The organism is Coprobacter sp. (assembly GCF_982436375.1).
This window is the reverse complement of record NZ_CEWDCG010000174.1, coordinates 1-6,560: the sequence shown is the minus strand read 5'-3', so window position 1 is coordinate 6,560 and position 6,560 is coordinate 1. Positions and strand designations below refer to the sequence as shown.

Genomic DNA, 6,560 nt, shown 5'->3' with positions numbered 1-6,560 from the left:
ATATGTTTAAGAAACTTTTGATTATTGTATTGTTTGCATTGCCTTTTTGTGCATTTGCTCAGACTCCGCAATTTAAATTCGGAACTGTAAATACTATGGAAATTTTTTCTGCTATGCCCGAACGGGAAGCTGCACAGAAAGAATATGACGCTCTTGCTAAAAAGTATGAAGATGAATTCCTTAAAATGCAGGAAGAATTCGGTAAAAAGTATAAAGAATTGATGGCGACACAAGACTCGATTTCTATTCCGGAAAATATCAAAGCTCGTCGTCAACAAGAATTGGCTGAATTGAACCAAAGAATTCAGAATTTCCAAGAGGTAGTTCAAAATGATTTAGCTAAGCAGCAACAGCAATTGCTCGCTCCGGTAGAGAAAAAAATGAGAGATGCTATTAAAGCGGTGGGAGACGAATATAAGTTTACCTATTTATTTGATCTTAACGCTGTATTGTATGCCGGAGTCGGGAGTGAAGATGCTACTCCGTTGGTAAAGGCAAAATTGGGATTAAAATAATAATTTTCAATACATAATCAGAGAAGGATGATCGTCTGTATCATCCTTTTTCTGTTTTCTTGTGAAAATGAATTTATATAGTGAACAACCCGGTCCGATAGGAATATTCGATTCAGGTTACGGCGGATTGACTATTCTGGAAGATATTCGTCGTCAGATGCCCGAATATGATTATATCTATTTGGGAGATAATGCCCGTACTCCCTATGGAACTCGCTCTTTTGAAATTGTGTATGAGTTTACTCGAGAGGCTGTATTGACCTTATTCGAGCGGGGTTGTCAGTTAGTTATTTTGGCTTGTAATACTGCTTCTGCGAAAGCGCTTCGTTCTATTCAACAGAAAGATCTTCCCCGAATTGCTCCTAATAGGAGAGTTTTAGGAGTTATTCGCCCGACAGTCGAAGCGTTGGGGAATATAACCCGGACAGGAAAAATCGGGATATTGGGAACGACGGGGACTATACAGTCATGTTCATATCCGTTAGAAATAAAAAAACTATATCCGGATTATGAAGTATTTGGAGAGGCATGTCCAATGTGGGTACCATTAGTCGAAAATAATGAGCATCGTTCTCCCGGAGCCGATTATTTTGTCCGTCAGTACATAGATCGTCTTATGGAGCAGTGTTCCGATATAGATACGGTTATTTTGGGATGTACCCATTATCCTTTGTTATTGGATAAAATCAAGACATTTTTACCTGAGGGAGTATTACCTCTTCCTCAGGGAGATTTGGTTGCCGCAAGTCTTAAGAATTATCTTTATCGGCATCCAGAAATGGAGAGAAGGTGCACTAAAAACGGTTCGTGTCGTTTTCTTACGACCGAATCCCCTCAAAGGTTTTCTGCTGCGGCATCTTTATTTTTACAAGAAAATGTAAATGTTTCACGCATTGTTTTGGAATGATAATATGGAAAAGATAAGAATCAATAAATATATAAGCGACGCAGGTTTTTGTTCTCGTCGAGAAGCCGATCAGTTGATCGTAGACGAGCGGGTAACGATAAATGGTGTTCTTGCGGCTATGGGAGCTAAAGTGTCGTTAGAAGACAAAGTGCGGATAGATGGTGAAATATTGCATTTCCCGAAAATAATTTCAAAAGATGAAGAGAAGAATAAACGGAAATCTTCTGAAAACTTTTCATCACGGGAAAATGCGACCAGATTACGAAAAACTTTGCGTGGCACACGTGGAAACGAGAGAAAAAAGGCCGAGAAAGAGATTTCTATGCGTTCTAAGTCAGAAGATAGAACACGTAGTGTCAAGAAGAAATCTCGGCGTCCTAATCGTTGATTATTCGGTAAGCAGACTTCTTATCGATTCGGCCAAGGCAATACGGTCAAAAGAATAGGTCCGGTCTCGTTCTTGCACGAAGTATAAAAGCTGTTGAGCTTTTTCTATTTGCTGGCGGTCGGTATTTATTCTGTCATCGGCTAACATCAACTTGACTAATAATTCAAGGAGTTCCCAGTCCGGCACTTTCTCGGTTAACTCTTCAGCTGTTGCATTTTGTACCTCTTGTAAGCTCAGGTGTATATCTTTGTAGCAATCATCGGCGAGAGTATCTGTGTTGCTTCCCGGAGTTTCTTTCTTTTTCAGAAGCTTAGCTAATTTTTTAGCGAGTTCTTCAATTTGTACCAATAAAAAATCTTGTTTTATCATTGTTCCGTAAAGGTTATTTATTTAGACAGGATCTTTTATGCAAATGTAGCAAAATGCTTGAACTTTTTATCTCTGTTTTGAGTTTCCATAAAAATTAGTTACCTTCGTTAAGATAAATACTACATTATGGAAGAAAAAGAAAATGATATATTGACTGTTGAGGAAAAAATCGTGAAGATGCTCCGTACGGTTTATGATCCGGAAATCCCAGTAAATGTATATGATTTAGGGTTGATTTACTCTATTGAGGTAGATGATGAGAAGAATGTCCATATAGAGATGACCCTTACTGCACCAAATTGCCCGGCAGCAGATTTTATCATTGAAGATGTCCGGATGAAAGTTGAGAGCATAGATGATGTTAAGAGTGTCGATATTCAGTTGGTTTTTGAACCGGAATGGGATAAGGATATGATGAGTGAAGAGGCCAAACTGGAACTCGGTTTTTTGTAAAAACGAATTCCATATCCATATTTTATAAAGTGCCGTTAAATGAAAAAAATCTATTTCTTGTCCGATTTGCATTTGGGCGCACGAACATTAGAAAATCCGCTTGAGAATGAGCGAAGAGTGGTGCGTTGGTTCGATTCGGTTAAAGAGGATGCTTCAGCAATATATCTGATGGGAGATATATTAGATTATTGGTATGAATATAAGACTGTCGTTCCAAGAGGATTTACCCGATTTTTCGGTAAAGTTGCCGAATTGACAGATAAAGGGATAGATGTGCATTGGTTTATCGGAAATCATGATATATGGATATTCGATTATTTACCCGGTGAATTAGGTGTAAAGGTGCATTATACTCCGGAAATTGTCGATTTAAACGGAAAGACATTTTATTTGGCTCATGGTGACGGGTTGGGAGATACTCCGCTGACTTTTCGTTTTATACGGTCTGTTTTTCATAATCGATTTTGTCAGAAGTTATATTCGGCAATTCATCCCCGTTGGACGGTTGCATTTGCACATAAGTGGTCTTCTCATAGCCGACAAACCGGTAATTGTAAAGATTATTGCGGAGAAGAGAATGAATATTTGGTTCGATATGCGAAAGCCTATCTTGAAAAATCCTCCGTTCATATCGATTTTTTTGTTTTCGGCCATCGACATATCATGTTAGATTTGATGATACGTAGAGATAGTAGGGTGATTATCTTGGGGGATTGGATTAATTATTTTTCTTATGCTGTTTTAGAGGGTGATCAAATACGGTTGGAACAATTCGAAGAATGACACTATTGTTTTAAGGGACTGTCTGGTTTTTCCGATGCAGAAATTCTGTCAGCATATCTTTGCGCTCTTCTTTTTGGTTTGTTCCTTTATTTTTTATCAAAATCAAAAGGACATCCATAACTCTCAAACCAAACTTGAGTAAAATTTATACAGGTTCTAAGACTTTTACCGTTTGTTCTTTAATTGCTCTAAATAGTCAGCTGGGGTAATACCTGTGACTTCTTTAAATACTCTGTAGAATGAAGTTTTGGAATTAAAACCGCATTCGTTGGCAACCCCCATTAATGTTATATCTTTATATTTAGGGTCTTTTAGTTTTTCTTTCACAGCTTCCACCCGATAGTAATTGACAAAATCGGCAAATCCTTTTCCTATGTACTCTTTTAGTATTTGTGCTAATTGCAGTTCCGTAAGCTTCAATACTGCAGCCAATTGAGCTTTATTGAGACGTTTATTGGTATAAAGATGGTCTGTCTCCATAGTTGCGATAAGAGCATTTACTATCTTTTGATTTTTCTCATCCGGCTCTTTTAGTTTTACAGGATTTTTAAGAACCTTGTTTTTCTTTTTTGATAAGATTTTCTGGTAATTTTTCAGAATATGAGGATATCTCTTGTTTAAGAGGTAAAGTAGAAATCCGAATAAAGCGATAGCACCTAATATACTCCAGATTACGATTGCCCAAAAACTTTTTACCCGAATGATTAAAACTTCGTGGGCATCTCCCCATTTCCCGTCCGAATTTGCTCCGCGTAGCATCAATGTATATTTTCCGCTTTTTAAAGACGGGAGCGTAATACTGTTTTTCCCGAAAGTTACCCATTTCCAAACGGAGTCTTTGGGTAATATTTTGTATTGGTAACGATTTCTCCATTCATTTTGATAAGAATAGGCGGAAAATGCAATTTCGCAGAGATGATTTCTCGATGAAAGAGAAAGTGCCGGAATATTATTTTCTGTTTGTAATTGATTTACATCGATGCTTCCGTTATCGTTTTGGATTTTTAATACCGACGGCCATGGAATAAAACTGTTGTCGAATTGTATCCGAGTATCGATTTTATTGAATCCGTTATTCCCTCCGAAATAGAGATAGGGAGGAAGTGCTGCGGCAACTTGATAATTGAAAAGAGGTCCTTGAAGTCCGTCTCGTTCGCTAAAGCGAATAATATTATTTCCTGTCATGGAAATGCGGACAATACCTTGTTCTGTCCCTAACCATAGATAATCAGGCCATACCGGAAGTATGGAAGTTACAGATCCATTGATTGCGGCATTAAAATTCTTTCTTTTTTCGAAAGTTTTGGTTTTCAAATTGAAAAAACTTATTCCTGATCCGGTTGCAAATACAAGCATTTTATCCGGTAATTCCACGATATCCCATACGATGTTGTCATTTAGTCCGTTGTGAGTCGAAGTTTGGGTATATAAATCTAACGTTTTGTTTGTAGGAGAGTAACGGCCTATTCCTCCTTGATAAAAAACAATCCAGATATTATTTTCCGAATCTTCGAATAATACTTTGATATTCGTATAAACATCTTTTTTCCCGGAGTATTCGACAGGTAAAGATACCTCTTCTACTTTGTTTGATTTATTATCGTATCGGTATAAGCCTTTGTCTAAGACTCCCATCCAAATATCTCTGTTGCGAGATTCAAGCAACGCATATATTTCTTTCAGTTCTGTTTGAGGATTAAATATCTTGGAATATATAGTATTCTGTAAAGTATTGTATTCTAATAATCCCCCTCCTGTTCCTAATAACAGGTTACCGTTTTGCAGTAAAATCCCTGTCCGTATTTGATTATATCCGGGTTGTAGTTTTAAGGCAGAAAGCGAATAATGAGTGAATAGTCCGGTTGTTACATCGTAACGGTCTATTCCGGCATTTGCTGTTCCTATCCATAGCTGATTCTTGGCTTTGTCTGCTTGCAAGAAGACCAAGGAATTATTACTAAGGGAATTTTCCGATTCAGGGAGATTCTGAAGCAGGGGGAATCGGGGTTGTCTCTCGATGCGGCATACACCTTTAGATGTACCGCACCAGATAGCCCCTGAACGATCTTTGTATATGCTCATTACATCATTGCTCAAAAGAGAGTTCTCACTCCCCGGATTGTTTTTTAACCATTCGACGGATTGTTCCTTTTTATTAAAAATTGCAACACCGTTATCTGTAGCAAGAAATAATGTCCCTGTTTTATCTTCTGTTATGTCGGTTACCAATCCGTTGATACCGATTCGATTATATCTTTCAAAATTATTATCATCTCTTCGTAATCGGCACAGTCCGTCGGCAGTTGCAATCCATAATGAGCCGAAACTATCCTCATATATATTTTCAATAAAGTCACTTGAAATGGTCGTACTATCTGTAAGAGAGTAATGAAAACTTCGATGTGTATGGTCTTTTGTGTTGATTACAACCAAACCGTTACCTTCAGTTCCCACCCATAAAAGTCCCATCTTGTCGAAGTATATGCATTTGGCTATCCGTTCGCTTTTCAGAGCCTCGTTGAATGTTTTATGGTGGGCAAACAGTGGAGACAGCAACAGTTTATTCGAAGGTTCATCATACTGGTATATACCGTTTCGCGTACCTAACCAAATTTGGTTATCCGGAGATAATGCAATACTGTAAATAACGTTGCTTTTACTATTTATGTCATTTTCGTTCGGCAGAAAATGAACTATTTCTCTGTTCCGTTTATCGTACCTGAAAGCTCCGTACGGAGTACCTATCCACATTCGGTCTCGTGTATCGTTTTGGAGTGAATAAATTCTTTTATAAAAACCGTGATTTACATTCTGAGGTAAGGGAAGAGTTTGTAAAGAGTATCCGTCGTAATAAGCAACCCAATCGTTTGTTCCGATCCATATAAGCCCTTGTTTATCTTGCGTTATACATTGTACTGATCTTGAAGGGAGTTCGAAGTTAAGACGAAATTGATCTACATTACCGTTAAATGCCGATAAGTAACCGACATTGGCGATACATAGGAGTAGTACGATAGTGATCTGTCTGGCGAATCCGAACATAAATACGGCATTAAAAACGAATCGCAGAAATTTTTTTTATAATGCGTTTCATTTAAGTTATAAAATATTTATTTCTAAACAGTTGTAAGAAATAGTATAAATC

At 37.6% G+C, this 6,560-nt stretch carries 7 protein-coding genes; 5 read left to right on the top strand and 2 right to left on the bottom strand.

Annotation, left to right across the window (positions count from 1 at the left end; translation table 11 throughout):
• The 3 genes from AC1WHX_RS09590 to AC1WHX_RS09580 form a co-directional block, all read left to right on the top strand.
• Nucleotides 1–515, top strand: a 515-nt coding sequence (locus tag AC1WHX_RS09590; RefSeq protein WP_009318054.1) for an OmpH/Skp family outer membrane protein, incomplete at its 5' end; no start/stop codon positions are given.
• 67 nt (nucleotides 516–582) lie between these two features.
• The gene (murI, locus tag AC1WHX_RS09585) at nucleotides 583–1,422 is read left to right on the top strand and encodes a glutamate racemase (protein WP_302546882.1); all 840 of its coding nucleotides are present in this window, start codon (nucleotides 583–585) and stop codon (nucleotides 1,420–1,422) included.
• A gap of 4 nt (nucleotides 1,423–1,426) precedes the next feature.
• Nucleotides 1,427–1,810 carry a S4 domain-containing protein gene (locus AC1WHX_RS09580; RefSeq protein ID WP_302546881.1) on the top strand — a complete coding sequence of 128 codons (384 nt, stop codon included), beginning with the start codon at nucleotides 1,427–1,429 and terminating at the stop codon, nucleotides 1,808–1,810.
• On the opposite strand, the gene AC1WHX_RS09575 is transcribed toward AC1WHX_RS09580, so the two are convergent.
• A complete protein-coding gene (locus AC1WHX_RS09575) occupies nucleotides 1,811–2,179 on the bottom strand; it encodes a hypothetical protein (RefSeq protein WP_009318051.1) in 369 nt (122 codons plus the stop codon).
• A 126-nt stretch (nucleotides 2,180–2,305) separates the two neighbouring features.
• Here AC1WHX_RS09575 and AC1WHX_RS09570 point away from each other — a divergent pair, with 126 nt between their 5' ends.
• Both AC1WHX_RS09570 and AC1WHX_RS09565 read left to right on the top strand, forming a co-directional pair.
• Nucleotides 2,306–2,632: a metal-sulfur cluster assembly factor gene (locus AC1WHX_RS09570; protein ID WP_022391273.1), complete on the top strand. Its 327-nt coding sequence runs from the start codon at nucleotides 2,306–2,308 to the stop codon at nucleotides 2,630–2,632.
• A gap of 39 nt (nucleotides 2,633–2,671) precedes the next feature.
• Complete coding sequence (locus AC1WHX_RS09565) at nucleotides 2,672–3,415, top strand: UDP-2,3-diacylglucosamine diphosphatase (RefSeq protein ID WP_302544674.1); 744 nt, start codon at nucleotides 2,672–2,674, stop codon at nucleotides 3,413–3,415.
• 165 nt (nucleotides 3,416–3,580) lie between these two features.
• On the opposite strand, the gene AC1WHX_RS09560 is transcribed toward AC1WHX_RS09565, so the two are convergent.
• Nucleotides 3,581–6,457 carry a two-component regulator propeller domain-containing protein gene (locus AC1WHX_RS09560; RefSeq protein ID WP_302544675.1) on the bottom strand — a complete coding sequence of 959 codons (2,877 nt, stop codon included), beginning with the start codon at nucleotides 6,455–6,457 and terminating at the stop codon, nucleotides 3,581–3,583.
• Nucleotides 6,458–6,560: the final 103 nt, after the last annotated feature.

Coding starts and splice junctions, on each gene's coding strand:
- murI (WP_302546882.1), top strand. CDS start 583: ATGAATTTATATAGTGAACAACCCGGTCCGATAGGAATATTCGATTCA.
- AC1WHX_RS09580 (WP_302546881.1), top strand. CDS start 1,427: ATGGAAAAGATAAGAATCAATAAATATATAAGCGACGCAGGTTTTTGT.
- AC1WHX_RS09575 (WP_009318051.1), bottom strand. CDS start 2,179: ATGATAAAACAAGATTTTTTATTGGTACAAATTGAAGAACTCGCTAAA.
- AC1WHX_RS09570 (WP_022391273.1), top strand. CDS start 2,306: ATGGAAGAAAAAGAAAATGATATATTGACTGTTGAGGAAAAAATCGTG.
- AC1WHX_RS09565 (WP_302544674.1), top strand. CDS start 2,672: ATGAAAAAAATCTATTTCTTGTCCGATTTGCATTTGGGCGCACGAACA.
- AC1WHX_RS09560 (WP_302544675.1), bottom strand. CDS start 6,457: ATGTTCGGATTCGCCAGACAGATCACTATCGTACTACTCCTATGTATC.